The sequence below is a fragment of the Cellulomonas humilata genome (genome assembly GCF_013359775.1).
GTDB classification, from domain to species: Bacteria; Actinomycetota; Actinomycetes; order Actinomycetales; family Cellulomonadaceae; genus Cellulomonas; species Cellulomonas humilata.
This window is the reverse complement of sequence record NZ_JABMCI010000070.1, coordinates 52,788-78,932: the sequence shown is the minus strand read 5'-3', so window position 1 is coordinate 78,932 and position 26,145 is coordinate 52,788. Positions and strand designations below refer to the sequence as shown.

Annotated in this window: 21 protein-coding genes; 13 read left to right on the top strand and 8 right to left on the bottom strand. The window is 71.3% G+C overall.

Annotated features, from left to right (window positions below):
- The first annotated feature begins 20 nt into the window (after positions 1 to 20).
- The 8 genes from HP550_RS17405 to HP550_RS17370 all read left to right on the top strand — a co-directional run bounded on the left by HP550_RS17405 (position 21) and on the right by HP550_RS17370 (position 10,136).
- Positions 21 to 575 carry an NUDIX hydrolase gene (locus HP550_RS17405; RefSeq protein WP_175348948.1) on the top strand — a complete coding sequence of 185 codons (555 nt, stop codon included), beginning with the start codon at positions 21 to 23 and terminating at the stop codon, positions 573 to 575.
- Positions 572 to 2,659 (top strand): DUF6049 family protein, encoded by a 2,088-nt coding sequence (locus HP550_RS17400; protein ID WP_175348947.1) that lies wholly within the window; start codon positions 572 to 574, stop codon positions 2,657 to 2,659. Before HP550_RS17405 ends, HP550_RS17400 begins: the two co-directional genes overlap by 4 nt.
- The gene (gene murJ / locus HP550_RS17395; RefSeq protein ID WP_343048242.1) at positions 2,656 to 4,305 is read left to right on the top strand and encodes a murein biosynthesis integral membrane protein MurJ; all 1,650 of its coding nucleotides are present in this window, start codon (positions 2,656 to 2,658) and stop codon (positions 4,303 to 4,305) included. Before HP550_RS17400 ends, murJ begins: the two co-directional genes overlap by 4 nt.
- A 35-nt stretch (positions 4,306 to 4,340) precedes the next feature.
- Entirely contained in the window at positions 4,341 to 6,284 is a 1,944-nt protein-coding gene (locus HP550_RS17390) for a protein kinase family protein (protein WP_175348946.1), read from the top strand.
- 90 nt (positions 6,285 to 6,374) lie between these two features.
- The gene (gene trxB / locus HP550_RS17385) at positions 6,375 to 7,370 is read left to right on the top strand and encodes a thioredoxin-disulfide reductase (RefSeq protein ID WP_175348945.1); all 996 of its coding nucleotides are present in this window, start codon (positions 6,375 to 6,377) and stop codon (positions 7,368 to 7,370) included.
- Complete coding sequence (trxA, locus tag HP550_RS17380) at positions 7,367 to 7,699, top strand: thioredoxin (protein WP_175348944.1); 333 nt, start codon at positions 7,367 to 7,369, stop codon at positions 7,697 to 7,699. Before trxB ends, trxA begins: the two co-directional genes overlap by 4 nt.
- Before the next feature lie 58 nt (positions 7,700 to 7,757).
- On the top strand, positions 7,758 to 9,104 hold the full coding sequence (locus HP550_RS17375; protein WP_175348943.1) for an aminotransferase-like domain-containing protein: 1,347 nt from the start codon (positions 7,758 to 7,760) through the stop codon (positions 9,102 to 9,104).
- Between the two features lie 81 nt (positions 9,105 to 9,185).
- The gene (locus tag HP550_RS17370; protein ID WP_175348942.1) at positions 9,186 to 10,136 is read left to right on the top strand and encodes a D-alanine--D-alanine ligase; all 951 of its coding nucleotides are present in this window, start codon (positions 9,186 to 9,188) and stop codon (positions 10,134 to 10,136) included.
- Between the two features lie 39 nt (positions 10,137 to 10,175).
- Here the strand turns inward: HP550_RS17370 and HP550_RS17365 are convergent, their stop codons facing one another.
- The 8 genes from HP550_RS17365 to rpmH all read right to left on the bottom strand — a co-directional run bounded on the left by HP550_RS17365 (position 10,176) and on the right by rpmH (position 19,579).
- A complete protein-coding gene (locus tag HP550_RS17365; RefSeq protein ID WP_175348941.1) occupies positions 10,176 to 11,303 on the bottom strand; it encodes a ParB/RepB/Spo0J family partition protein in 1,128 nt (375 codons plus the stop codon).
- Positions 11,300 to 12,355 (bottom strand): ParA family protein, encoded by a 1,056-nt coding sequence (locus HP550_RS17360; RefSeq protein WP_175348940.1) that lies wholly within the window; start codon positions 12,353 to 12,355, stop codon positions 11,300 to 11,302. Before HP550_RS17360 ends, HP550_RS17365 begins: the two co-directional genes overlap by 4 nt.
- A 769-nt stretch (positions 12,356 to 13,124) precedes the next feature.
- The gene (gene rsmG, locus HP550_RS17355; protein ID WP_175348939.1) at positions 13,125 to 13,802 is read right to left on the bottom strand and encodes a 16S rRNA (guanine(527)-N(7))-methyltransferase RsmG; all 678 of its coding nucleotides are present in this window, start codon (positions 13,800 to 13,802) and stop codon (positions 13,125 to 13,127) included.
- A 3,350-nt stretch (positions 13,803 to 17,152) separates the two neighbouring features.
- A complete protein-coding gene (locus HP550_RS17350; RefSeq protein WP_175348938.1) occupies positions 17,153 to 17,665 on the bottom strand; it encodes a Jag family protein in 513 nt (170 codons plus the stop codon).
- Positions 17,666 to 17,700: 35 nt separating this feature from the next.
- Positions 17,701 to 18,750, bottom strand: coding sequence for a membrane protein insertase YidC (yidC, locus tag HP550_RS17345; RefSeq protein ID WP_175348937.1), 1,050 nt, complete (start codon positions 18,748 to 18,750; stop codon positions 17,701 to 17,703).
- 21 nt (positions 18,751 to 18,771) lie between these two features.
- Positions 18,772 to 19,068 (bottom strand): membrane protein insertion efficiency factor YidD, encoded by a 297-nt coding sequence (yidD, locus tag HP550_RS17340; RefSeq protein ID WP_175348936.1) that lies wholly within the window; start codon positions 19,066 to 19,068, stop codon positions 18,772 to 18,774.
- The gene (gene rnpA, locus HP550_RS17335) at positions 19,065 to 19,430 is read right to left on the bottom strand and encodes a ribonuclease P protein component (protein ID WP_175348935.1); all 366 of its coding nucleotides are present in this window, start codon (positions 19,428 to 19,430) and stop codon (positions 19,065 to 19,067) included. Before rnpA ends, yidD begins: the two co-directional genes overlap by 4 nt.
- Positions 19,431 to 19,441: 11 nt before the next feature.
- Entirely contained in the window at positions 19,442 to 19,579 is a 138-nt protein-coding gene (gene rpmH / locus HP550_RS17330) for a 50S ribosomal protein L34 (protein ID WP_043601468.1), read from the bottom strand.
- 488 nt (positions 19,580 to 20,067) lie between these two features.
- Here rpmH and dnaA point away from each other — a divergent pair, with 488 nt between their 5' ends.
- The 5 genes from dnaA to HP550_RS17305 all read left to right on the top strand — a co-directional run bounded on the left by dnaA (position 20,068) and on the right by HP550_RS17305 (position 26,126).
- Positions 20,068 to 21,612, top strand: coding sequence for a chromosomal replication initiator protein DnaA (dnaA, locus tag HP550_RS17325; protein WP_175348934.1), 1,545 nt, complete (start codon positions 20,068 to 20,070; stop codon positions 21,610 to 21,612).
- A gap of 684 nt (positions 21,613 to 22,296) precedes the next feature.
- The gene (gene dnaN, locus HP550_RS17320; RefSeq protein ID WP_175348933.1) at positions 22,297 to 23,427 is read left to right on the top strand and encodes a DNA polymerase III subunit beta; all 1,131 of its coding nucleotides are present in this window, start codon (positions 22,297 to 22,299) and stop codon (positions 23,425 to 23,427) included.
- A 60-nt stretch (positions 23,428 to 23,487) separates the two neighbouring features.
- Positions 23,488 to 24,381, top strand: a complete 894-nt coding sequence (gnd, locus tag HP550_RS17315) for a phosphogluconate dehydrogenase (NAD(+)-dependent, decarboxylating) (RefSeq protein WP_175348932.1) — start codon at positions 23,488 to 23,490, stop codon at positions 24,379 to 24,381.
- A 7-nt stretch (positions 24,382 to 24,388) separates the two neighbouring features.
- Positions 24,389 to 25,570, top strand: coding sequence for a DNA replication/repair protein RecF (gene recF, locus HP550_RS17310; RefSeq protein WP_175348931.1), 1,182 nt, complete (start codon positions 24,389 to 24,391; stop codon positions 25,568 to 25,570).
- Positions 25,560 to 26,126, top strand: coding sequence for a DciA family protein (locus tag HP550_RS17305; protein WP_343048241.1), 567 nt, complete (start codon positions 25,560 to 25,562; stop codon positions 26,124 to 26,126). The genes recF and HP550_RS17305 overlap by 11 nt, the downstream gene beginning before the upstream one ends.
- Positions 26,127 to 26,145: the final 19 nt, after the last annotated feature.

Genomic DNA, 26,145 nt, shown 5'->3' with positions numbered 1-26,145 from the left:
CCAGTCGTTACAGTGTCGATATGTCGAGCCCGGCGCGCCCACCCGTCCCCGGGGGCGTTCCCGCGCCCCCTGGTGGCCATGCGCTGCGCATCGACCCCCGGCACTCCCTCACCCGCGTCCCCTCGGCACCGCTGCCGGTGGTCGACGAGACCTCCGCGGGCGGCATCGTCGTCAGCCGCCGCGAGGGCGTGCACCACGCCGCCGTCATCGCGCGCCGCAACCGCGCGGGCCGGCTCGAGTGGTGCCTGCCGAAGGGGCACCTCGAGGGCGACGAGACACCGGAGGAGGCCGCGGTCCGCGAGATCGCGGAGGAGACCGGCATCACCGGGCAGGTGCTGCGCCGCCTCGGGGTCATCGACTACTGGTTCAGCGGCGACGACCGCCGCGTGCACAAGGTCGTGCACCACTTCCTCCTCGGCGCCACCGGCGGGTCCCTGTCGGTCGAGGGTGACCCCGACGGCGAGGCGGAGGAAGCGGCCTGGATCCCGGTGGCCGAGCTGCACGGCGTGCTCGCCTACCCGAACGAACGGCGGCTGGCCGAGGCGGCTCTCGTGGTCCTCGTCGGCGAGGCATGAGCGGGCGCTCGCTGCGACGCCGGGTGCTCTGCGCGGCCCTGGCTCTCGTCGGCGCGCTCGCGGTCGCACCCCCTGCGACGGCCGCCACCGCGGCCGACCCCGACCTCCCGGTCACCGTGCAGATCTCCGAGGTGTCGCCGAGCATCCTGCGGCCCGGCGAGCCCCTGCGCGTGGTGGCGACCCTGCGCAACGACGGTGACGAGGTGATCGAGGCGCCGGCCGCAGCCCTGCGGCTGAGCCGGTTCCGGGTCTTCTCGCGCGCGGACGTGGACGCGTGGGCCTCCGCCGGGACCGACGGCTTGTCCAAGACCCGTCGCGACGTCACGACGGCGGTCGCCGAGCCGCTGCTCCCGGGCGCCAGCGTCACGGTGCAGCTCGACCTGCCTGCAGAGCGCGTCGGCCTGCTCAAGGGCGCCGACACCTGGGGCCCGCGCGGGCTCGTGGTCGAGGCGCTCGACGGGTCGACCCGCGTCGGGATCCAGCGCACCTTCCTGCTGTGGCTCACCACCGAGGACGTGCCGCAGACCGACGTCTCGGTCCTCGTCCCGATGGTCGGTCCGCCGGCGGGGCCGGTCGGCACGGACGAGAGCGTGGCCGAGCTCGAGGCCCTGACCAGGACCGGCGGACGCCTCCACGACCTCGCGGCCGTCGTCACGGCCGACGGGGACGTCGGCGCCGCGATCGACCCGGCGCTGATCGATGCCGCCACCGCGGGCTCGCCGAGCACCCAGGCGTGGGCCACCGACCTCACCAGCCGGCTCCGGGCGCACGACGTCGTCGCGCTGCCCTGGTCCGACCCGGACATCGCCGCCGCCGCGCACGCCCAGCACCCGGACCTGGTCCAGCTGGCGGTGGACCGCACGGCGCAGACCGGGATCCCTGGGCTCACCACGACCTCCGGTGTGCTGTGGGCGCCCGGCACTGACATGCCGGACCAGGCGACGGCCGGCGTCACCGCCCAGGTCGGTGCCGACGCGATCGTCCTGCCCCCGTTCACCGACAAGGACGCCAAGACGACCGCGGGAGCGGCCGTGCGGGCGCAGACGGATGCGGGCGCGATCACCGCCGTCCAGCCCGACGCCACCCTCACGTCGCTGCTCACCGCTCCGGACGACGTCGAGCCCGGCGCCACGACGACGACCACCGTCCAGCGTGCCCTCGCCGAGCTGGCCGTCATCACCCGCGAGTCGGACGAGCAGCCGCACCTCCTGCTCGCGCCCGGACGGGCATGGGAGCCCGACCTCCCGAACGTCTCGGCACTGCTGGCCGCGTTCACCAGCACGCCGTGGGTGCGGCTCGCCCCGGTGTCCGGCCTGCTCGACACCGCCGAGCCCGAGGCGCGCACCACGCTCCCCTCCCGCGCCACCGACCCGGACGAGCTCACCGCGGCCGGTGTACGGGCTCTCGCGGACGCCCGCACGGACGCGGTCGCGTTCGCCCAGGTCACCAGCGAGCCCGCGACCCTGCTCGAGGGCGTCGACACCGAGGTCCTGGCGCCGCTGTCGGTCGCCTGGCGTACCGACCCGGCCGGCCGGGACGAGCTCGTGACGTCCGTCGTCGCCGACGTCGACGCGCGGACGTCCGGCCTGAGCATCGCCCCCGTCAGCGACTTCCGGGTGATCGCGGCGAGCAGTGCCGTGTCCATCGTCGTGCAGAACGCCCTCGCGGTCCCCGCCACGGTCCGGGTCGACGTGGACCCCCGCACGGCGTGCCTGGAGGTCGGCGAGATCCCCGAGGTGCGGATCGACGCGGAGAGCGAGGCGAGCGTGCGGATCCCCCTGCGCGCCCGTGCCAACTGCTCGGTGGAGGTCACCGCCCGGCTCACGGCCGCGGACGGTCTCGCCGTCTCGCCGACCGTCCGCTTCACGGCGCTGGTCGCGCCCACGATCGAGAGCATCGGCACGATCGTCGTCGGCGTCCTGCTCGCCCTGGGTCTGGTCCTGGGCATCATCCGGACCGTGCGCCGCGGCCAGAGCGCCCGCCGTGGAGCGCGCACCGAGGCCGAGGCCGACGCGCCCACGTCCCTGCCCGTGCTCGGTGGCAGCGCCGCCGACGAGCCAGCCCCCGCGGAGGATCCTCGGTGACCGACGACGACGGGATGCGTCGCGGCGCCGCCCTCATGGCCTCCGGCACCGCCGTCTCCCGGGTCCTCGGGCTGCTGCGCGGCATGGTCATGGTCAGCGCGATCGGCGCCACCGGCCAGGCCGCCGACGCGTTCGCCGTGGCCAACAAGCTGCCGAACGTCCTCTACATGCTGCTGGCCGGGGGCGTGCTCAACGCGATCCTCGTGCCGCAGGTGGTCCGCGCGTACAAGCGCAAGGCGGGCCAGGAGTACGTCGACCGGCTGCTCACCCTGGGGTTCGTGGCGCTGGCCGCCACGACCGTGGTGCTCACGCTGCTGGCACCGGTGCTCATCAACCTCTACTCCAACTTCGGCAACCCGGCGCAGGACGCCCTCGCGACGACGTTCGCCTACTGGTGCATCCCGCAGCTGTTCTTCTACGGCGTCTACGCGCTGCTGGGTCAGGTGCTCAACGCCCGCGGGTCGTTCGGTCCGTACATGTGGGCGCCTGCGGTCAACAACATCGTGGCCATCGTCGGCTTCGGCGTGTTCATCGCGGTCTTCGGCGGGTGGGAGGAGTCGGGCGTCGTCGAGGCCGCCTCCTGGACGCCCGGGCAGACGGCCCTGCTCGCGGCCGCCGCGACGCTCGGCGTGATCGCGCAGGCCGTCGTGCTCATCCCCGCCCTGCGCCGCGCCGGGGTGCACTACCGGCCGCGCTGGGGGCTGCGCGGGTCGGGGTTGGGCGCGGCCGGCGGGATCGCCACCTGGACGCTCGCAGGGCTGGCCGTGGGGCAGCTCGGGTACCTGGTGGTGTCCCGGGTCGCGTCGACCGCACCGGCCGCCGCGATCGACGACGGGGTGAGCGCCACCGCCGTCGCCGGCATCGCCGCCTACGACGTCGCCTTCCTCATCTTCATGCTCCCGCACTCGCTGGTGACCGTCTCGCTGGCCACCGCACTGTTCACGCGCCTGTCCGGGCAGGCCCACGACGCCGACGTCGACGGGGTCCGCGCCACGCTCTCCTCGGGCCTGCGGGTGGTCGGGGTGTTCACCATCTTCGCGACCGCGGCCATCGTCGTCCTGGACCTGCCACTGACCCGCGTCGTGCTGGCCAGGGCGACCGTGGAGTCAGCCGATGCCGTCTCCGCGGTGGTGCTGACGATGATCGTCGGGTTGCCGGCGTTCGGAGCCTGGTCGATGTTCCAGCGCGCGTACTACGCCTACGAGGACGCGCGGTCGATGGTGCCCATCCAGGTGGCGATGGCGGCGGTCGTCGTCGCCGGCGCCCTGCTCTCCCGGGCGCTGCTGCACCCGTCGTCGTGGGTAGCGGGCGCAGGCGCGGCGATGTCTGTGTCGTACCTGGTGGGCGCCGTCGTCGCCGCGTGGCGGCTGCGTCGGCGCCTGGGGGGCATCGACGGGCCGCGCGTGCTGCAGGTCCTGGCGCGGTCCACCCTGGCCGCGCTCGTGTCCGCGGGGATCGGCGGGCTGGTCCTGCTGCTGCTCGGTCGTGGCCTGTCGACCGGGTTGATGGCGTCGATCATCGAGTGCGCCGTCGTCGGCACCGTCATGGGCCTGGTGTACGTGGGCGCCCTGCGCCTGCTGCGCGTGCGGGAGCTGGACAGCCTGCTCCTGCCGGTGCTCCGTCGGCTGCCCGGGCGACGCCGCTGATCCGGCACGTCTAGCATGCAGGGTGTCCTGTGCAGGTGATCGACACGGAGGTGCTGGTGAGCGAGGTCGTCGGACGGGGCACGGTGCTCGCGGGCCGCTACCGCGTGCTGTCCCCGGTGGTGTCCGACCTCGAGGGCGCCAGCGCCTGGCAGGCCACTGACCAGATCCTCGACCGACCCGTCCGCGTGCGCATCCTCGAGCACGGCGCCGTGGCGCCCGCGCTGGACGCCGCCCGCCGTGCGGCGCTCGTCACGGACTCCCGCCTCGTGCGCGTGCTCGACGTCGGCACGCACGAGGGCTACGGCTACGTCGTCTCCGAACAGCTGGTCGGTCCGTCGCTCGCGCGGCTCGTGGCGCAGACTCCCCTGACCGCCGAGCAGGCGCGCGCGGTGGTCGGCGAGGCCGCGTCCGCGCTCGAGGTCGCCCGGCGGCGCGGCGTGCACCACCTCGCCCTGCGCCCGTCGGTGCTGCACGTGAGCCCCGACGGCCGGGTGCTGCTGGGCGGTCTGGCGCTCGACGCAGCCCTGCTCGGCGACTCCGGCGGCGACGCCCGGTCCACCACGCGGGCCGACGCCGTCGGCCTGGTCCGGCTGCTCTACGCCGCCCTCACCGGTCTGTGGCCAGCCGACCCGCGCGCCCCGCAGACCCCCGGCGGAGAGACCCTCCCGCCGGCGCCGATCGTGAACGGCGCCCCCGTCGCACCCGCCGACCTGGTCCCCGGTGTGCCCAACGACCTCGACACGCTCTGCGTGGTCACGCTCGGCCCCAACGACGACGGCCCGCACAGCCCTGGTGAGCTGGTGCGCGAGCTCGAGCCGTGGGGCGAGATCCGCGCGTCCGTGCCCGACCCGTCCGCGCTCGGTGGCCCCGTCACCGCGCAGTTCCCGCCCACCGGTGCTGCGGCACCCGGAGGAGGCATTCCCGTGCCCGACGAGAACGACGAGCAGGACACCGCGCCCGTGACGGTGCAGAGGCACTCCGTGCGGTCCGCGTTCGAGCAGCAGGACCCACCCGGCGCCAACCGCCCGGGCACCCCGCCGCCCGCGACACCCTCGCGCACCAGCTCGCTCGGCGCCGCGGCCGCGACCACGCAGCTGCCCCCGACGCCCGCGGCTCCCCCCGAGCCCGCGCCCCTGCCTCCCGTCCTGCCGACCGTCGTACGCCGACCCGTCGTCCGGTCCACCGTGCCGAGCGCATCGTCGTCGGTCCCCCCGATCCCCCCGCTCCCGCCGGCTGTCCACGCTGCGGCGGTGGCACCTCCGCCGGTCGCGCCCCCCGGGCCCCGGCCCGACGCGTTCGACTTCGGCGACGTCATCGGTGCGGAGACCACCCCGCCCAGCAAGCTCCGGTTCGACCCGACCGCGCTGGTCCTCATCGTGGTCGTCGTCGTCGTCATCATCGGCGTGATCCTGGCGTTCAGGGCCCTGTTCTCGTCGATCGACCCCACCGGCTCCTCTCCGGACACCGACACGGCGCAGACCTCCGCGGCGCCGTCGGAACCGGCCGCGCCTCCGGCGGCAGAGCCTGAGGCACCCGTCGCCCCGGTCGGCGGCGCACCGGTGATCGCGTCCGCGACGACGATCGACCCGTCCGACGCGGACGGCGAGCACCAGGAGGACGTCGCCAAGGCGTACGACAGCGACCCGGCGACGTTCTGGTACACCCAGACCTACAAGCGGGACGACTTCGCGGGGTTCAAGGACGCCGTCGGCTACGCGATCACCCTGACCACGAAGACCACGGTCAGCACCGTCACGCTGCACTCGAACAGCACCGGCGGGAACGTGGAGATCCGGGCGACCGACGCGGCCAACCCGACCGCCGGCGCGGTGCTCGCGTCCGGTCCGTTCGGGCCCGACGCGGTGTTCACCCTGAACCCCGCCACCGAGACGCAGTCGATCGTCCTGTGGATCACGCAGCTCCCGACGGCCCCCGACGGCGGCTTCCGGCTCGAGCTCACGGAGATCGCCCTGTCGTAGGCGGGGTCCGGAACAGATCCCGCCTAGGATCGGTTGATCCCGACACCCCCGCCGGATCGTCTCCGGCACGCCGAACCGCAAGGAAGTCTCGTGACCGAGCAGTCCACCACCGTCCGCGATCTCGTCATCGTCGGCTCGGGTCCGGCCGGCTACACCGCCGCGATCTACGCGGCCCGCGCGGGCCTGGCCCCCCTGGTGATCGCCGGGTCGGTCACCGCCGGCGGCGCGCTCATGAACACCACCGAGGTCGAGAACTTCCCCGGCTTCCCCGACGGCGTCCAGGGCCCCGAGCTCATGGAAGGCCTCCAGAAGCAGGCCGAGAAGTTCGGCGCCGAGGTGCTGTGGGACGACGCGTCCTCCCTCGACCTGACCGGCGAGATCAAGACCATCGAGACCCTCGGTGGCGAGACGTTCCAGGCGCGCGCCGTCATCCTGGCCACCGGCTCCGCGTACCGCGAGCTGGGCCTGGACGACGAGAAGCGCATGTCCGGCCGCGGGGTGTCCTGGTGCGCCACCTGCGACGGGTTCTTCTTCCGTGACCAGGAGATCATCGTGGTCGGCGGCGGCGACTCGGCCGTCGAGGAGGCCACGTTCCTCACCCGCTTCGGCAAGCGCGTCACGCTCGTGCACCGCCGCGACCACCTGCGCGCGTCCAAGATCATGGCCGACCGCGCCGCGAACGACCCGAAGATCGAGTTTGCGTGGAACAGCGAGGTCGTGGCCATCCACGGCGACGCCAAGGTCACCGGCGTGACCCTGCGCGACACCGTCACCGGCGAGACCCGCGAGCACCCGGCGACGGGCGTGTTCGTCGCGATCGGGCACGTGCCGCGCTCCGAGCTGCTCAAGGGCCAGGTCGACCTGGACGACGAGGGCTACGTGCAGGTGATCGGCCGGTCCACCGCGACCAACGTCACCGGGGTGTTCGCCTGCGGGGACCTGGTCGACCACACCTACCGCCAGGCCATCACGGCCGCCGGCTCCGGCTGCGCGGCAGCCCTGGACGCCCAGCACTTCCTCGCGTCCTTAGGAGACCTGGTCGCGCCGGTCCCCCCGATCGAGACCTACGCGCAGGAGATCCGATGAGCACGACCGCCCCCGTCACCGACGCAACCTTCCAGGCGGAGGTGCTCGGCTCGGAGATCCCCGTGATCGTCGACTTCTGGGCGCCCTGGTGCGGTCCGTGCCGGATGGTGGCCCCCGTGCTGGAGGAGCTCGCCGCGCAGTACGCCGGCCGCGTCAAGATCGTCAAGCTCAACTCGGACGAGAACCCGCAGGTCACGGGCGACTACGGCATCGTCTCGATCCCCACGCTCAACTTCTACGCGGGCGGTGAGCTGGTGAAGTCCGTCATCGGCGCGCGGCCCAAGTCGATGATCGCGGCGGACATCGAGAGCGTGCTCGCCGCCGTCTGACGTCCGGGATCCCGGACCTTGCGCGGTCCGGGCGCGCTGTCGTGCCAAACTCTGGGGCATGACTGCGCACCCCGTTCCCGACGGCGAGACGTCGGGCCCCCCCACGTCCTCCGCCGCCGGCACCGGCACGCGCCTCGACCGCTGGCTCGGCTCGTACGCCGAACGCACGCACGGCATGCGATCCTCCGAGATCCGCGCCCTGTTCGCCGTGGCCAACCGGCCGGAGGTCGTCTCGCTCGCGGGCGGGATGCCGTTCCTCGAGGGTCTTCCCCTGGACATCCTCGGTGAGCTCGCGCAGCGCGTCGTCGCCACCCGCGGCCTCCAGGCGCTCCAGTACGGGTCGGGCCAGGGCGACGAGACCCTGCGCGAGCAGATCCTCGACGTCATGGCGCTCGAGGGCATCGACGCGCACCCCGACGACGTCGTCGTCACGACGGGGTCGCAGCAGGCGCTCGACCTGGTCACCCGCATCTTCATCGACCCGGGCGACGTCGTCGTCGCGGAGGCGCCCTCCTACGTCGGCGCCCTCGGGGTGTTCCGTGCGTACCAGGCCGACGTCGTGCACGTGCCGATCGACGCCGACGGCCTGATCCCGGACGCGCTCGAGTCCACGCTCGCCGCGCTCGCCCGCGAGGGGCGTCGGGTCAAGTTCCTGTACACCGTGCCCAACTTCCACAACCCGGCCGGCGTCTCGCTCTCCCTGCCGCGTCGTCCCCAGATCCTGGAGATCGCGCGGCGCTACGGCGTGCTGGTCCTCGAGGACAACCCGTACGGCCTGCTCGGCTTCTCCGGGGACCCGCGGCCCGCCCTGCGCTCGATGGACGACGAGGGCGTGCTGTACCTCGGCTCGTTCTCCAAGACGTTCGCCCCCGGCTACCGCGTCGGCTGGGTGGTGGCCCCGCACGCCGTGCGCGAGAAGCTGGTGCTGGCCAGCGAGTCCGCGATCCTGTGCCCCTCCAACGCCTCCCAGATCGCGATCTCCACGTACCTGTCCACCTGCGACTGGCAGGGGCAGATCAAGATCTACCGCGAGCAGTACCGCGACCGGCGCGACGCCATGATCTCCGCGCTCGCCGAGCACCTGCCCGAGGCGTCGTGGAACGTGCCGGACGGCGGCTTCTACACGTGGGTCCGGCTCCCGGACGGGCTCGACGCCAAGGACATGCTCCCGCGGGCCGTCACCGCCCGCGTCGCCTACGTCCCCGGCACCGCCTTCTACTTCGACGGCTCGGGCGCCGACCACATGCGGCTGTCGTTCTGCTACCCGACCCCGGAACGCATCCGCGAGGGTGTGCGCCGGCTCGCGGGGGTCGTCGCGGGTGAGCGTGAGCTGGTCGAGCTGTTCGGCACGACCGGTTCCGCCGGCCACGGCGACGTCCAGCAGCCCGGGCCGGACGTGACCTGAGGTCCGGCGCGCCCGGCATGTGCACGTCGTCCGTCCCGTCCTCGTCCCTGTCGCTCGTCCCGCCATCGGAGCCGTCCAGCCGTGTCCACCACATCGTCGCCCCGGGTCGTCGTCCTCGCCGGGGGTCTCTCCCACGAGCGTGACGTCTCCCTCCGGTCCGGCCGTCGCGTCGCCGACGCCCTCCGGTCGGTGGGCGTCGACGTGTCCGTGCACGACGTCGACGCCGACCTCGTGCCGGCTCTCGTCCAGCTGAAGCCCGACCTGGTCTGGCCGCTCCTGCACGGGACCAGCGGCGAGGACGGATCGGTGCGCGACGTCGTGCAGATGCTCGGGCTGCGCCTCCTGGGCACCGGCCCGCGGGAGAGCCGAATCGCCTGGAGCAAGCCGATCGCCAAGACGGTCGCCGCCCGCGCGGGACTGTCGACGCCCGATTTCGTCACCCTGCCGCAGTCGCTGTTCCGTGAGCTGGGTGCCCGTCAGGTGCTCGACGCCATCGTCGGTCAGCTCGGGCTGCCGGTCGTGGTGAAGCCGTCCCGTGGCGGTTCGGCGCTGGGTGTCACGCTCGTGACCAGCGCGGACGCGCTCCCGCAGGCCATGGTCGACTGCTTCGCGTACAGCGACACCGCGCTCGTCGAGCGCGCGGTCGTCGGCACCGAGGTGGCGGTGAGCGTGGTCGACACCGGCGACGGCCCCGTCGCGCTCCCCGCCGTCGAGATCGTGACCGAGGGGCCGTACGACTTCGACGCCCGCTACAACCCCGGCCGCACCGAGTACTTCGCTCCCGCGCGGCTGTCCCCGGAGCTGACCCAGGCGGTCGCCGACGTGGCGGTCGCCGCGCACCGGGCGCTCGGGCTCGACGCGCTGTCGCGCACCGACCTCATCGTCGACGCGGACGGCACCGTCTGGTTCCTCGAGGTGAACGTGGCCCCCGGCATGACCGAGACGTCGCTGCTGCCGCAGGCTGCGGAGGCCGCGGGCCTGTCCCTCGGCGAGCTGTACCGGTCGCTCGTCGAGGCCGCACTGGCGCGCTGACCGTTCTGTACGGTTTTAGCCGTCAGCGCTGTACACCCGTCAGCCCTTGAGCAGACCCGGATCCTCCGGAGCCAGACTGGCCAGGATCCGGTTGAGGTCCTGCACCGACGCGAACTCCACCGTGAGCCGACCGCGCGCCTTGCCGAGGCTCACCTTGACGCGGGTGTCGAATCGATCCGAGAGCCGTGCGGCGAGGTTGTCCAGGGCCTCGTTCTTGACGCCCGCCCGCGGCGCGGACCGGCGTGCGGTCGGAGCAGCATCTCCCCCGAGGGAGACGATCTCCTCGACCGCACGGACCGAGAGGCCCTCGGCGACGATCCGCTGAGCCAGACGCTCGATGGCCGCACCGTCGTTGAGGCCGAGGAGTGCGCGAGCGTGCCCCGCGGACAGCACGCCCGCAGCGACGCGGCGCTGCACCAGCGGCGGCAGCTTGAGCAGGCGGAGCGTGTTGGAGATCTGCGGGCGTGACCGCTGGATGCGCGTTGCCAGCTGCTCGTGCGTGCACCCGAAGTCGTCCAGCAGCTGCTGGTAGGCAGCCGCCTCCTCGAGCGGGTTCAGCTCGGAGCGGTGCAGGTTCTCCAGGAGCGCGTCGCGCAGCAGGTCGGAGTCGTCGGTGTCGCGGATGATCGCGGGGATCGTCGCCAGGCCGGCGGCCTGCGTCGCGCGCCACCGACGCTCGCCCATGATCAGCTCGTAGCCGTCGCCGGCGTCCCGAACGACGATCGGCTGGAGCACGCCGACCTCACGGATCGAGCCGACCAGCTCGTCGAGCGCGTCCTCGTCGAAGATCGTCCGCGGCTGCTTCGGGTTGGGGCGGATCTCCCCCACGGGCAGCTCGGCGAACCGGGCGCCTGGCACGGGCACCAGCCCGTCGACGGCCACGGCCGCGATCGGCTCCTCCACGGGCGGCGGCGTGGGCGTGACCGAGTCGTGGACCACCCCGTTGGTGGACCCGACCTCGGTCACGTCGGCGACGGGCGGCTCCTCGGTCAAGGTCGCCGTCGCCAGGACGGCGGCCGCAGCCGCCGCTGCCTCGCCGTTCTCCCGCTCACGATCCGGGAAGAACACGTCGACAGGACGCTCCGCACCCGTGGGGCGCTGGCCGTCCAGGCCGGTGGGAATGAGGGCTCCGAGTCCCCGACCCAGACCGCGTCGCTTCTCGCTCACTGTTCCTCCTGAAGGACGGCCGTGGCCGTCGCGTGCTCGTGATCCGGGTGGGCGGTGCCGTTCATGGCCTGCCCGTTGGTGTGCTGGTCGTCCGTCGGCTCCGTCGCGCCCCGCTCCGCCACCTCGCGGGCAGCCTCCAGGTACGCGAGGGCCCCGGACGATCCGGCGTCGTAGGTCATGACCGTCTGCCCGTAGCTCGGTGCCTCCGAGATGCGGACCGAGCGCGGGACCGTCGTGCGCAACGTGCGCTCCGGGAAGTGCGTACGCACCTCGGTCGCCACCTGCTGCGCCAGGTTGGTCCGTGCGTCGTACATCGTGAGCAGGATCGTCGAGACGTGCAACCGCGGGTTGAGGTGCGCCTGGATCAGCTGGATCGTCTTCAGCAGCTGGCTGAGGCCCTCGAGCGCGTAGTACTCGCACTGGATGGGGATCAGGACCTCACGCGCAACGACGAACGCGTTGACCGTGAGCAGGCCGAGGCTGGGCGGGCAGTCGACGAAGACGTAGTCGATGCGCTCCTGGCCGGCCGCGACCCGGCCGTCGAGGTAGGCGTCCAGCGCGTTCCGGAGACGGGTCTCCCGCGCCACCATGGACACCAGCTCGATCTCCGCGCCGGACAGGTCGATCGTGGCCGGGAGGCACCACAAGTTCGGGACGTCCGGGCTCTCCTGCACCGCGTCCGCCATCGGTGCGCCGTCGACCAGCACCTCGTAGATCGACGGCGTCCCCGCGCGGTGCTCGACGCCGAGTGCGGTCGACGCATTCCCCTGCGGGTCGTTGTCGAGGACCAGTACGTTCAGTCCGGCCTGGGCCAGTGCCGCGGCCAGGTTGACGGTCGTCGTCGTCTTGCCGACGCCGCCCTTCTGGTTGGCCACCGTGATGATGCGGGTCTGCGGCGGGCGCGGGAAGCGGCGTCCGCGGAGCTCGATCCGGCGGCGGGCGTCCTGCTTGAGCTCCGCCATCAGCGGGGTGTCGTCGGACACCACCGGGAGGCTGTCGACGAGGGCGGCTCGACGGCTCTCCTCCGGGTCCAGATCGTGGCGTGCAGGCATGGGCGGAATGGTGTCACGTGCGGCGTCTCCCCCCGCGCTCGTCGGGCCCACCGTGGGCTCCGGGGCGTCGACGGGCGTCTCGGGCAGATCGCTCAGCGGAACCTCTTCGGCCGACGGCAGAGCGTTCTGACCTGCGGAGACACCTCCGTCATCCGATGGCCCCTCAGGTGTTTCCACCGATGTGGCCCCGGCGTCGCTGTGTGATGTTTCACGTGGAACAGAGGCGCTGCGCTCCTCGGCGGACGGAGCGGCGACTGTCGGGATATACGGCTCCCCTGCGCTGACGGGCTCGGGTCGCGCGGCGCGCCGTGGCCGGGTGCCCGACGATCCCGAGTCGGACGAGGTCTCCGTCAGGCTCTCGGCGGCAGGGGTGCCGTGGGGCGGTCCCGTCACGTCTGCCGCCGGAGGCTTGGCGTCGAGGGTCGCCTGGTGCGGCTGGTGCGGCTGCTCCGCAGTCATGAGCGAAGGGCTGTGTGGCGCATCCACCGAGGGGACCGGCTCCGCGCCCTTCGGGCTCAGAGGAGCCGGCGGGGAGAACCCTTGCGGGGCGATCGTGGCATCAGTGCGCTGCGTGCTTGCCGGTGACAGCTCCACGGGCTCGTGCGCTCTCGGGTCGGCGCTTGCCGGCACGGTGCGCACCACCGTCTCGTTCAGGCTCTGCTGCGGCGCCGCCCACGCGGGCGACGGACTCTGGGCAGCGGCCGCGGGCGCACTCGGTGCTGCCGTGACGGCCTGGTCGGCCTCGACCTCTTCTTGGCGACGCTTCTTCCTACCGAACACCAGGCACTGCCTCCCGTACGACGCGGACCACCCTCGTCACCTCGACTCCCTCGATCGTCGGGGCGTCCACCACGGAGGCCACGCCCGCTCCGAGCTTGCGGCCTACATGCTTCGCAGCCTCGATCTCGTCCTCCGCCTTGCTCCCCTTCAGCGCGAGGAGCGAGCCACCCGCCTGCAGCAGAGGCATCGCCATCCGGTAGAGCTTGTCGAGCGAGGCCACCGCCCGCACGGTCACCGCGGCGCCCACCAGCCGACCGTGCTCGTCCTGTGCTCGGCCGCGGCGGACCACGACGTTGTCGAGACCCAGCTGCTCGGCAACCTCACTCAGCCAAGTGGTGCGCCTCTCCATGGGCTCGAGCAGCACGACCTCAGCGTCGGGGAGCATCGCAGCGACGACGATGCCCGGCAGGCCGGCCCCGCTGCCGAGATCGATGATCCGTCCCCCGCGCGGAAGGAACGGCACCACCGCCGCGGAGTTCAGCAGGTGCCGTTCCCACAAGCGGGAGAGCTCTCGGGGGCCTACCAGCCCACGCAGCTCTCCCTGTGACACCAGCAGGTCATGGAAGCCCAGGACGGCTGGCCAGGAGGTGCCGAAGAACGGCTCGAGCCTCGGGTCCCCGTCCAGAGGGTCGACTCGGTCGGTTGCTTCCGACTGAGCTTCCGCCACTGTTCGATCCCCTTGGTTTCACGTGAAACAGCCCTGCTTCGTGGTTCCTGCGAGCCTCCGTCCAGGGTGTTCAGACACCCGGCCCGGCCAGCGCGCGGCCCTACCGTACCGTGCGGTGGATCCGGCTCCGCACCGTCCACAACGCATGTCGAGGATTGGCGATGTCCGACTTCGCGAGGCGCTCGGGCGGCTCTCTCCAGCGACCGGATCGCACCCGACCCCCAGTCCGATCGATGGCCACGAGTGGGCTCGCGAGTTGGGGCGCCGGTCAGCCGCGTTCATGCGCCCCGCGCCTTCCGCTACCGCTCCTTGGCATCGGTTTCACGTGAAACATCCACCATCGCCGGACGCGGGGTCCATTCCGCTTTACCGGACACCCGAGCGACACAACTGTCTGCCGCCCGGGGCTTAGGGCCTGGTCCTTGTGCCTGGTCCTTGTGCCTGGTCCTTGTGCCTGGTCCTTGTGCCTGGTCCTTGTGCCGGGTGCTTGTGCCTGGTGCTTGTGCCTGGCGCGTGTGCCTGGCGCCTGGTGCCCAGTGCCCGGTGCCCGGTGCCCGCTGCCCGCTGCGTCAGTCCGGGGCGGGCCTCGTCGCGCCTGTCAACCGCTTCCCACGAGTAGGAGCTCGCCGCACCTGCGACCACGGGGCCGATCCGCCGCGCTGATGACGGCGGGCGGTCGCTCCCCGATGGCACGTCGGTCTCCGACCGCCCACGACGTCGGTGCTGCTACGCCCAGAACTGAACGGCCGCATGTCGTCACGGTGGAGTGCGACCCGGCTCTAGCGGGTGCGGCGAACGCGGAGACTTCCCAAGGCGCCTTGCGGACCTGCCGTGGGCGCCGGCGTCGCGGCGTAGCGGCGTAGCGGCGTAGCGGCGTAGCGGCGTAGCGGCGTAGCGGCGTAGCGGCGTAGCGGCGTAGCGGCGTCGCGTGATTCCACTGCAGGAGGTCGATGGCATGCGGCCAGATGACTCTCGCCTGAAGAGGGACCGAGTGAGTGCTGGCACATCACACGGACCGTCGAGCATGACTCTTCAGGAAGCTCGCTCCACAGCGAGAAGCATCGGGTCCGCTGCGGGGACCCGAACTGCACGCACCGGCGAACCTCCCGTCGGACGTGCAACGCCGAGTCTGCGTTGAGGTTTCACGTGGAACGGCGCTAGTCCGGTCAACGAGCAGAGCGCGCTCCCCTTCCGCTCGTGCCGCGGGCCACGCAAGGCGTCCCCGCTGATCGTCGGACTTTGCCGCTGCTCGATACCAACGTGAGTGACGGCGGACGAGAAGGACTCGCCGGGTGTGCACGCACTAGAGCTCCGCTGCCATCTCAGTAGCGTCCGCGAACCCTCGCACTCGCGGGGTCCGGCCGGGACGGCGCAGGATCCGGTCCGCTTCCGGGAGGACCGGCAGTCGCCGGCGGTTCGCTGGCGAACCTTCCCTCTCCAGCAAGCTGACTCGGAACCCTCCGATCGCGTGCTCGGCGTCTTCCGGCATAGCCGACCCGCGGCGAGGACCGGCCGGCGACGCTGGTCACCGGCTCTGGGGCATGGGCCAAAGCTCACGGAATCCGCCAGGTGAGTGAGGTCGTCGGCTCCGCAACCGAAGCTCATCTCGATCCAGTAGTTGGCCTTGGAGGCCCCGCGATCGCCCATGGCCTAGGTGGATACGGCGCAATGCGCTACCAGCCAGCTCGGTGGAAATCGCGGACCCAGCCCGGAGGCCAGGCGGCGGGTACCCGCCCGCCAGACTCGGTGGACCTATGGATCCCGCGCGGCGGCCAGTCAGCGGGATCGCCTCACATCGAGCACCTCCACCCGAAGCCCGTGGCGCCGGTCGTACCCTCGGGAGTCACGCCGATCGACAACCCCCTGACATCGTGACTCTCGAGGCGACGAGCGTTCAACCCTCGGAGAGTGCGCAGCATCGAGGCTGGGAGCGGCTCAACACCACAGGAAGCACCCTCCTCACAGTCACCGGGCCGAGCTGGTGCAACGCGAGGCACTCGGCTACCCGTAGTCCAGACCTGCATGCTCATGACCACGCGAACCGCCCCACACCCGGTTTCACGTGAAACACCTGCGCAGGGAGCGGCCTTCGAGGGCATCCATGACTATCCGCACTGACCACTCCCCACAGGCGGCTTGCCGTGCGGACCGGAGGCACGCGCCGGTATGCACGCCGGTGTCGGAACTCACCGGCCGCCCGCAGGCTGCCCGCGGGTCTCACGCGTCTGCGAGGACTCGGATGTGGCCCAGTCGGTAGCGACGCGACCGCACCCGTCGGCATGTCGTCCGGCATCTCGGCCTGACCACCGGGGGCGGGGTTGGTCCGCGGGAGTAGCGGGTTGGCGCTCGCTACCAAGGCGCCAACAAGCGGTAGGTACGAGCAGGCACGACCGGGAGCCATGCGATGCCCCGCTTGTCTCGCACACGTGGGATCCGAGAACTGATGCACCGGGCGCAGCAGGAGCGTCCGGCCTTGGCTGGCCAACGAGGCGCGCGAGCAGATCCCAGCTGCGTCGGCTTGACCTGCTCTCAAGTGCACCCCGCGTTGAGTAGGCCGGCTTGCCGCACGACCAACCCGAGGCCCTCGACTGACGCGCGCGCCCATCGACGTGCTCTCGCCGCGCGCTATTTCACGTGAAACCGAGACGAGAGTATGGCGGGCAGTCGCGATTGGGGCGGGCAGCGAGGGTCCGGCAGCGTCCGTTTCACGTGAAACAGCAGGCCCAGTCCGACATCCCGAGCCGCCTCGCTGTGACTGGTGGAGATCGATGAGGCTGGCGGGGTATCCAACGGCACAGGCGGTACGCCGGGGCGCAGAGTCATCGCTCCGACGACCACACGCCTGCTGATCAATCAAGCTGGTCGGAGTCTTAGGCGACACGCGCGCACACCAGGAGACAGGGGTTGCCGCATCCTCTTCACTACCGTCACCAGGACCCGAACGTGGTCGGTTTCACGTGAAACGACAGGTCCGATCAGCGGACGCGCCCGGCATCCGCTGCGCTCACGGGCCGCCCGCATCCAGGTACCACCGCCGGGCGGTCGCGGACCCGTGTCGCTTGCTCGGAGCCAGGAGCCCGCGCATGAAGGTTGAGGACGAGGGGCGGAAGCTCACGGCGCGGAGACCGGAGATCGCCGCCCGCCCAGCCAAGCTCGCCTTCCGCCTCACGCGAGCCGTTCAGGCGACACGCGCCCCGAACCGGAGTCGCCCAGCGGCGCAGACCGCGGTCGGAAGGCCGCATCCCTGCCGGGCGGCCCGCCATCGCCCGTGTTTCACGTGAAACACCAACAGCAAAGGGGTGGACCCACGGGCCCACCCCTTCGACATCCGACCAAGTCGGCGCCTCAAGTCACGCGGGACGGATCACCACGTGCCGGTTCGGCTCCACACCGTCGGAGTCGCTCGACATCCCCGCTGCGGCGACGGCATCGTGCACCACCTTGCGCTCGAACGGGTTCATCGCGTCGAGCGCGACCGCCTGCCCGGACTCCTTCACACGGGAAATGGCCTCGGTGGCGACCGTGACCAGCTCTGCCCGTCGAGCGGACCGGTAGCCGGCGACGTCGAGCATCAAGCGGCTCCGCTCCCCGGTCTTGGCCTGCACGGCCAGGCGGGTCAGCTCCTGGAGCGCGTCCAAGACCTCGCCGTCCGGCCCGGCCAGCCGGCGGAGCGAGAGATCAGCGGGGTCCTCGGACACGATCTCGACGGCGGCGCGGCCGTGGTCGATGTCGATGTCGATGTCGCCGTCGAGGTCGGCGATGTCCAGCAGCTCCTCGAGGTAGTCGGCGGCGATCTCGCCCTCTTCCTCGAGGCGCTTGGTGCTGGTCGTCTCGACGGGGGCGTCGGGCTGGGTCGAAGTCATGGAGTTCTCTCTCCGATCAACGTCGCGCGGAAGCGCTACTTCTTTGGCTTGGTGGGGGTGCTGGGCGCCGCAGCGCTGGGGCCGTCGGGCTCGTCGTCCTTCGCGGTGCCGGTCGTGCCCGTACGGTCCTCGATGACGCGGGGCTTGTTGCGGTCCTTGCGCTTCGGCTGCTCACGCTGCCCGCGCGGCTTCTCCTCGATGATGACCGCCGGCGGCGCATCCTCGATCAGGCCGTGCGACTTGGTCTTGCGCGCCTTGCGCTCCTTCATCGCGATCTCCGCCTGCGAGCCAGGGGCCGGCATGCGACGGATCGTGTAGAACTGCTGGCCCATCGACCAGAGGTTCGTGGTGGTCCAGTAGATGAGGACACCGATCGGGAAGTTCACTCCGGAGAACGCGAAGATCAGCGGCAGGACATAGAGGAGCACCTTCTGCTGCTGTGCCATCGGTCCCTGGAGGGCGGCCGGGGGCATGTTCTTCATGGTCAGCTGGCGCTGCGTCAGGAACGTGGTCGCCGACATCGCGATGATCAGCACGATCGTGACCACGCGGATGTGCCAGTTGTCGCCAGCCTGCATGAAGGTGCCGGACAGGGGGGCACCGAAGATCGTCGCGGCTTCGGCCTGCGCTGCCAGCTCCGGCGACATCGGGCCGATCGGCGGGTACGAACCGTTGGCGATCCGGGGGAGCTCGATGAGCACGCGGAAGAGCGCGAAGAAGATGGGGGACTGGAGCAGGATCGGCAGGCACGACGCGAACGGGTTGGTCCCGTGCGCGCGGTAGAGCGCCATCGTCTCCCGGCTCATCGCCTCACGGGATGCCGGGTCCGTCTTGCCCTTGTACTTCTTCTGGATGGCCTGCATCTCCGGGGCGAGCATCTGCATGCCGCGCGACGCCTTGATCTGCCGGAAGAAGAGCGGGATCAGCAGGATCCGGATCACGATCACGAGGCCCACGATCGAGAGTCCCCACGCGGCGCCGCTCTCGGGGTCGAGCCCGATGGCTTGGAGCAGCGCGTGGAACTGGACCATGATCCAGGCCACGACGACCATGATCGGTTTGAGCAGACCGTCGAACCAGCTCATCGGGGAGAACTCCTCGGGGGATCAGTGTGTGGACGAGGCCACGTCGAGATGGCGGTGGACGGGTCGTGCTGGTGGAACGTCGTCCACGCCACCCAGGTTCCAGGGGTTGCAGCGGAGCACCCGCCAGGCGGCGAGCGCCGTGCCCCGCAGGGCTCCGTGACGCTGCACCGCGATCACGGCGTACTGCGAGCAGGACGGGTAGAACTTGCAGGTCGGCGGCGTCATCGGGGAGATGAACCGCTGGTAGCCCTTGAGCAGCAGGAGGAGCAGCTGTGCAGGAGCACGCACGATCGCACGGGCCATGGAACGCGTGCTCATGGGATGACTCGTCGCCGTGCGCGGCGTTCTGCGGTCTCCAGCGCGGCGTCGAGGTCGGCGCCCAGGAGCGCGTACGGCTTCGTCGCCGCCGGCGGGAGAGCACGCACCACGATCCCGGCGTCGGCCGGAAGGGCGGTCAGCCGAGCGCGGACGAGCTCACGCAGCCGCCGCTTGACCAGGTTCCGCGTGACGGCGTTGCCCACCGCCTTGGACACCACAAGACCGACCACCGGCCCGGAGGCCGAGTGATCGGTCTTGGTCGTCAGATGCACCACGAGGGTGTCCCGTCCGCCGCGCGCACCTCGGCGCACCGCCTGCTCGAAGTCGGCAGCGCGGCGCATCCGGTGCGCAGCGGACAGCACCGACGGTGATGTCAGGCCGAGAGCTCCGCGCGGCCCTTGCGACGACGAGCCGCCAGGATCGCGCGGCCGGCACGCGTGCGCATGCGCAGGCGGAAGCCGTGGGTCTTGGCCCGGCGCCGGTTGTTCGGCTGGAAGGTGCGCTTGGTCACGAGAGTCTCCAACTACATCGGGTGGGCCTCGCATGTGCCGCGCGACCAGGTTCAGGCTGCCAGGATCGATGCTCCCAGGACACGCAACGTGCGCGTGCGGCGTCAGGGCGCGCCAGCAGGAGCCATCGAGAAGGCTGCAATACCGTACTTCCCGCCGTACTGGCTGGTCAAATGAGCGCGACTCGCCGGGTCGATCTTGCCACAGCCCGCCGGGACGTCACCCGCATCGCCCCTCCCCAGGACCAGGGCCTGCCACTACGATCGGTCATCGTCGCCAGGGGGTGCGGCCTGTGGACCACGGTGTGGTGGACGGGCGCACGGCACGTCAGGAACGAGCGGGAGAACGACGCTGCGCGCCGCGTGCTCATCGCGGCGCAGCGCCCAGGACGCCGGCGCGACCATCTGCTCACAGGTGTGGACAACTGTGTGGACAACGCACGGTCATGCGAGACTCGACCACCCACGCGATCGAACAACCGAGGTAGCACGTGTCACAGGACGAAGAGCTCGCCCGGGTCTGGGGTCACGTGGTGTCGACCCTCGAGTCGAGTCCGGACATCACTCCGCGCCAGATCGCGTTCGTCCGGCTGGCACGTCCGCTCGGGCTGCTGGACGGCACCCTGCTGCTCGCCGTCGGCAACGACCTGACCAAGGACTACCTCGAGTCCCGGGTGCGCGGCGAGGTGACCTCCGCGCTGAGCACCGCTCTCGGGCGTGAGGCCCGGTTCGCCATCACCGTCGATCCCGAGCTGGCCGAGGACGCACCCCCCGCCCTGCGTGTCGTCTCGTCGGCACCGGACCAGCGCAACGAGCCGTACAGCCCGTCGCACGACGCACGCGAGGCCGACGAGGCCGACGCTCGACGCGAGGCACGCCCCGACCTGTCGCTCGTGCCCGACGATGACGACGACGAGCCGAACAACCACGGCGGGTCCACGCGCGACCGCCGGTATCCCGGGCGCAACGACGACCGGCCGAACCGGCGTCAGCCCGCCGAGCCCGCGCGCCTCAACCCGAAGTACCTCTTCGAGACGTTCGTCATCGGCAGCTCGAACCGCTTCGCGCACGCTGCCGCGGTCGCGGTCGCCGAGGCACCGGCCAAGGCGTACAACCCGTTGTTCATCTACGGCGACTCCGGCCTGGGCAAGACGCACCTGCTGCACGCGATCGGGCACTACGCGCAGAACCTCTACCCGAGCGTGCGCGTGCGGTACGTGAACTCCGAGGAGTTCACCAACGACTTCATCAACTCGATCAGTGAGGGCAAGGCCGGCGCGTTCCAGCGGCGCTACCGCGAGGTCGACGTGCTCCTCATCGACGACATCCAGTTCCTGCAGGGCAAGGAACAGACGATGGAGGAGTTCTTCCACACGTTCAACACCCTGCACAACGCGAACAAGCAGGTCGTGATCACGTCCGACCTGCCGCCCAAGCAGCTGAACGGCTTCGAGGACCGCATGCGGTCCCGGTTCGAGTGGGGCCTGATCACGGACGTGCAGCCGCCGGACCTCGAGACGCGGATCGCGATCCTGCGCAAGAAGGCCGGCAGCGAGCGCCTGGAGGCACCGCCGGACGTCCTGGAGTACATCGCCAGCAAGATCTCGACCAACATCCGCGAGCTCGAGGGTGCCCTGATCCGGGTGACCGCGTTCGCCAACCTCAACCGGCAGCAGGTCGACCTGTCGCTCGCGGAGATCGTCCTCAAGGACCTCATCACCGACGACCAGACAACCGAGATCACCGCCACGCAGGTCATCGGCCAGACGGCGGCGTACTTCGGGCTGAGCATCGACGACCTGTGCGGTTCGAGCCGCTCGCGCGTGCTGGTGACGGCCCGCCAGATCGCGATGTACCTGTGCCGGGAGCTGACGGACCTGTCCCTGCCGAAGATCGGTCAGGCGTTCGGCGGGCGGGACCACACGACCGTCATGCACGCCAACCGCAAGATCCGGGAGCTCATGGCCGAGCGCCGGTCGATCTACAACCAGGTGACCGAGCTCACCAACCGGATCAAGCAGCAGAACCGGGGCTGACACGCCCTAGTTATCCACAGCTGTCCACAGGCACCTGGGGACGCTTGTGACGGGATTCACCTGAACGACACATACGTCGCTCCGGGCGACAGTCACATCGTCCTGACCTGGGCAAATACTCCCAACTGGACATCTGGGGCGCCATGTGGGCGTTCACAAACGGTCGATTCCCATCGAATGCCATGAGACAACTCTCACCGTCGAATCGATACGAGGGTCTTGACCGCAACCTTCACCTTCGGAATGAGACATGCATGGGACGAATCTCCACACCTGTGCACTCACCTGTGGATGACGGTGGACGACCCCCTGCAACCGTGTGGACGGGGAGGCCCTCACCGGTGGACGGAGAACGGCCTCTGCACAGCTGTCCACGCCCGTCCACGGAGAGTCCGATTCGGCCCACAACCGGCGTGCACAGGCAGATCGTGGGTTGACCTGCACGGACGCCCTCGATCCACATGATGCACAGGACCGATGACGATGATGAGACATCTCTATGAGGGGGATCCACACACCGCCAAAGGCCCCGACCCCGCCCGGAACCACACCGCTGTCGTTGTCATCCGCATGCCCGTACCGAGCGTCGTACCTCTCGCGTAGTGTTCGCCTGACGCCTGTCCGCCCGCCCGCCGCACAACCCGTGCCGGCACGCAGCCAGGCCAGCTCGACGAGAGGTGAGGTATGAGGTTCCGGGTCGACCGCGACGTGCTCGCGGACGCCGTCACGTGGACGGCGCGCAGCCTGCCCACCCGGCCGCCGGTCCCTGTCCTGGCAGGTGTCCGGCTCGAGGCCGACACCACGGGCACCGTGCAGCTTTCCAGCTTCGACTACGAGGTCTCGGCCCGGTCGCAGATCCCGGCGGACGTCAGCGAGGCCGGCTCCGTGCTCGTCTCCGGGCGCCTGCTCGCGGAGATCTCCCGGTCCCTGCCGGACAAGCCGGTCGACGTCGTGCTCGAGGGCACCAAGGTCGTCGTGACCTGCGGCGCCAGCCGGTTCACGCTGCTGACCATGCCGGTCGAGGACTACCCGAACCTGCCGGTGATGCCCCCGACCACGGGCACCGTCGACGGCGACGAGCTGACGCACGCGGTCGCCCAGGTCTCCGTCGCAGCCAGCCGGGACGACACGTTGCCGCTGCTCACGGGCGTGCGCGTCGAGATCGAGGGCGAGAAGGTCACCCTGCTCGCCACGGACCGCTACCGCTTGGCACTGCGCGAGCTCACGTGGAAGCCGTCCTCCCCGGACATCTCGACGGTCGCCCTCGTCCGCGCCCGCACCCTCTCGGACGCCGCCAAGTCGCTCGGCAGCGCCGGCTCGGTGACCGTGGCCCTGTCCACGGGCTCCGGGGTGGACATGATCGGGTTCGAGGCAGCCGGCCGGCAGACCACCAGCCTCCTGGTCGACGGCGACTACCCCGCGGTCCGTCGGCTGTTCCCGGACGAGACGCCCATCCACGCGATCGTCAACACGCACTCCCTGGCGGATGCCGCCAAGCGCGTCAGCCTGGTCGCCGAGCGCAACACCCCGATCCGCCTGTCGTTCAGCGAGGGCCAGGTCGTGCTCGACGCCGGCCAGGGCGACGACGCGCAGGCGTCCGAGGCGCTCGAGGCCACGCTCGTCGGCGACGACATCTCGGTGGCGTTCAACCCGCAGTTCCTGCTCGACGGGCTCGGTGCGCTGAGCACCACGTTCGTCCGGCTGTCGTTCACGCACCCGAACAAGCCGGTGGAGTTCACCGGCCAGGAGACGCTGGACGGCGAGGACAACCCGGAGTACCGCTACCTGCTGGTGCCCATCCGCTTCGCCAGCTGATCGGCGCACCGTCGCGTCCTGCGGCAGAGTGAGACGCGGTCGCGACGAGAGAGGCACGCCATGCACATCGGTCTGGTCGGTCTGGGCAAGATGGGCGCGAACATGCGGTCTCGCATCCGTGCCGCCGGTATCGAGGTCACAGGGTTCGACCGCAACCCCGACGTCACGGACGTCCCGTCCCTCGAGGCGCTGGTCGAGGCACTGCCCGCAGGTCAGCGGATCGTCTGGGTGATGGTGCCCTCGGGTGAGATCACCGATGCGGTCGTGCACGACCTGGCCGGGCTGCTGACGGCCGGCGACATCGTCATCGACGGCGGGAACTCGTACTACCAGGACGACCAGCCGCACGCGGACCTGCTGGCCGCGACCGGGGTCGGCTTCCTCGACGCCGGGGTGTCGGGCGGTGTCTGGGGGCTGGAGAACGGCTACGGCCTGATGGTCGGCGGGGACGAGGCGCTCGTCGCGACTGTCATGCCGGTGTTCGACGCGCTGCGTCCGGAGGGTCCGCGGGCGGAGGGGTTCGTGCACGCGGGCAAGGTGGGTGCCGGCCACTTCGCCAAGATGGTGCACAACGGCATCGAGTACGGGCTGATGCAGGCGTACGCCGAGGGGTACGAGCTCTTGGCCGCGAAGGACCTGGTCACGGACGTGCACGGGACCGTGCGCGCCTGGCAGCGAGGCACCGTCGTGCGGTCCTGGCTGCTGGAGCTGCTGGTCAAGGCGCTCGAGCAGGATCCCGGCCTGGGCGAGATCGACGACTGGGTCGAGGACTCGGGCGAGGGTCGCTGGACCGTGGACGAGGCGATCGACCTCGCGGTGCCGGTGCCGGTGATCTCCGCGTCGCTGTTCGCGCGCTTCGCCTCGCGCCAGGAGGAGTCCCCGGCCATGAAGGCGGTCGCCGCCCTGCGTCAGCAGTTCGGCGGCCACGCCGTGAAGCCCGCACCACCCGCCTGACCCGACGATGTATGTCGCGCACCTCTCCCTGACGGACTTCCGCTCGTACGCGCAGGTCGAGCTCCCGCTGGAGCCCGGCATCACCGCGCTCGTCGGACCGAACGGGCAGGGCAAGACCAACCTGGTCGAGGCGCTCGGCTACGTCGCCACGCTGGGCAGCCACCGAGTGCCCACCGATGCCGCGCTGGTCCGTGCCGGCACCACCCGGGCGGTCGTGCGGGCGAAGGTGGTCCGCGAGCTCGAGGCCGGCCGCCCGCGCTCGACGCTGGTCGAGATCGAGGTGACACCGGGCAAGGCGAACCGCGCGCGGGTCAACGGGGGTTCCCCCACGCGCGCCAGGGACGTGCTCGGCATCCTGCGCACGGTGCTCTTCGCGCCCGAGGACCTGTCGCTGGTCAAGGGCGACCCGGACGGCCGCCGCCGGTTCCTCGACGACCTGCTGGTGCAGCTGACGCCGCGGGTTGCCGGGACCGTTGCGGACTACGACCGGGTGCTGCGGCAGCGGTCGGCGTTGTTGAAGTCCGCCGCGGTGGCGCGCCGCGGCGCGGGTGCCGACCTGCGCACGCTCGACGTCTGGGACGCCAAGCTCGCGCAGACGGGCGCGCAGATCATCGTGGCCCGCCGCGGTCTGGTCAGGGCGCTCGCCCCGCACATCGAACGGGCATATGCGCAGGTCAGCGCCGGGCAGGGTGATGCCATCGTCACCTACAAGGCGTCGCTCGACGCGGTGCTCGAGACCGCCGACGAGACCGCGTCCGTCGACCTGGTCGAGGCGCAGCTGCTCGAGGCGATCGGCCGGCTGCGCGGCAAGGAGATCGAGCGCGGGGTCAGCCTGGTCGGACCGCACCGCGACGACCTCGTCCTGACGCTCGGCGGTCTGCCGGCCAAGGGCTACGCGAGCCACGGCGAGTCGTGGTCGTTCGCGCTCGCGCTGCGGCTGGCGTCGTACGAGCTGCTGACCCGCGGCGACGAGGGAGTGGGTGGGGACTGGGGGCCTGACGGCGAGCCGGTCCTGATCCTCGACGACGTGTTCGCCGAGCTCGATGCGCGCCGCCGCGACCGGCTGGCCGAGCTGGTGGCCCCCGCTCGGCAGGTGCTCATCACCGCGGCGGTGGCCGAGGACGTCCCGGCGCCGCTGGCCGGTGCGCGGGTGGACGTGATGGGCGGTGAGGTGGCCCGTGTCCTCTGATGACGGCCTGTTCCCGAAGCCCCGGCCCGTGGACGGCACCCCGCTGCGCGACCTGGTGGAGCTGACCCCGCCCCGCCAGGTGGCCCTCGGCGCACTCGGTCGCGCGAAGGCCGCCGCGGCGCAACGGGGCTTCCGGCCGGGCGACCCCGCGCGGCGCCGCCCGCTGGTTCAGGTCGCGGTGGGCACGGCCGGTCCGGGCGCGCGGGACCCGCAGCTCATCGGGTCCACGGTCAGCGGGCTGCTCGACCAGCTCGGTGGCACGTCGGACCAGGTCGCCGGTGTGCTGAAGCACCGGTGGTCGGAGCTCGTCGGCCCGCAGGTGGCCGAGCACTGCGAGTACGTGTCCTTCGAGGGCGGAGCGCTGACCCTGCGCGCCCACTCGACGTCGTGGGCGACGCAGCTGAAGTTCCTGGCGCCGGCGATGCTCGGCCGGTTCGCGGCGGACCTGGGCGACGGGATCGTCCTGGAGATCACCGTGCTGAACCCCGGCGGACCCCGGTTCAAGACCGGTCCGAAGCGCGTGGCGGGCCGCGGGGAGCGCGACACGTTCCGCTGAGCACGCCGCCGCCTGTGGG

What these genes read in the sequence shown, in the direction of transcription:
- HP550_RS17405 (WP_175348948.1), top strand. Translation starts at nt 21, where the DNA reads ATGTCGAGCCCGGCGCGCCCACCCGTCCCCGGGGGCGTTCCCGCGCCC.
- HP550_RS17400 (WP_175348947.1), top strand. Translation starts at nt 572, where the DNA reads ATGAGCGGGCGCTCGCTGCGACGCCGGGTGCTCTGCGCGGCCCTGGCT.
- trxA (WP_175348944.1), top strand. Translation starts at nt 7,367, where the DNA reads ATGAGCACGACCGCCCCCGTCACCGACGCAACCTTCCAGGCGGAGGTG.
- HP550_RS17375 (WP_175348943.1), top strand. Translation starts at nt 7,758, where the DNA reads ATGACTGCGCACCCCGTTCCCGACGGCGAGACGTCGGGCCCCCCCACG.
- HP550_RS17360 (WP_175348940.1), bottom strand. Translation starts at nt 12,355, where the DNA reads ATGCCTGCACGCCACGATCTGGACCCGGAGGAGAGCCGTCGAGCCGCC.
- HP550_RS17350 (WP_175348938.1), bottom strand. Translation starts at nt 17,665, where the DNA reads ATGACTTCGACCCAGCCCGACGCCCCCGTCGAGACGACCAGCACCAAG.
- yidC (WP_175348937.1), bottom strand. Translation starts at nt 18,750, where the DNA reads ATGAGCTGGTTCGACGGTCTGCTCAAACCGATCATGGTCGTCGTGGCC.
- yidD (WP_175348936.1), bottom strand. Translation starts at nt 19,068, where the DNA reads ATGAGCACGCGTTCCATGGCCCGTGCGATCGTGCGTGCTCCTGCACAG.
- dnaN (WP_175348933.1), top strand. Translation starts at nt 22,297, where the DNA reads ATGAGGTTCCGGGTCGACCGCGACGTGCTCGCGGACGCCGTCACGTGG.
- gnd (WP_175348932.1), top strand. Translation starts at nt 23,488, where the DNA reads ATGCACATCGGTCTGGTCGGTCTGGGCAAGATGGGCGCGAACATGCGG.
- recF (WP_175348931.1), top strand. Translation starts at nt 24,389, where the DNA reads ATGTATGTCGCGCACCTCTCCCTGACGGACTTCCGCTCGTACGCGCAG.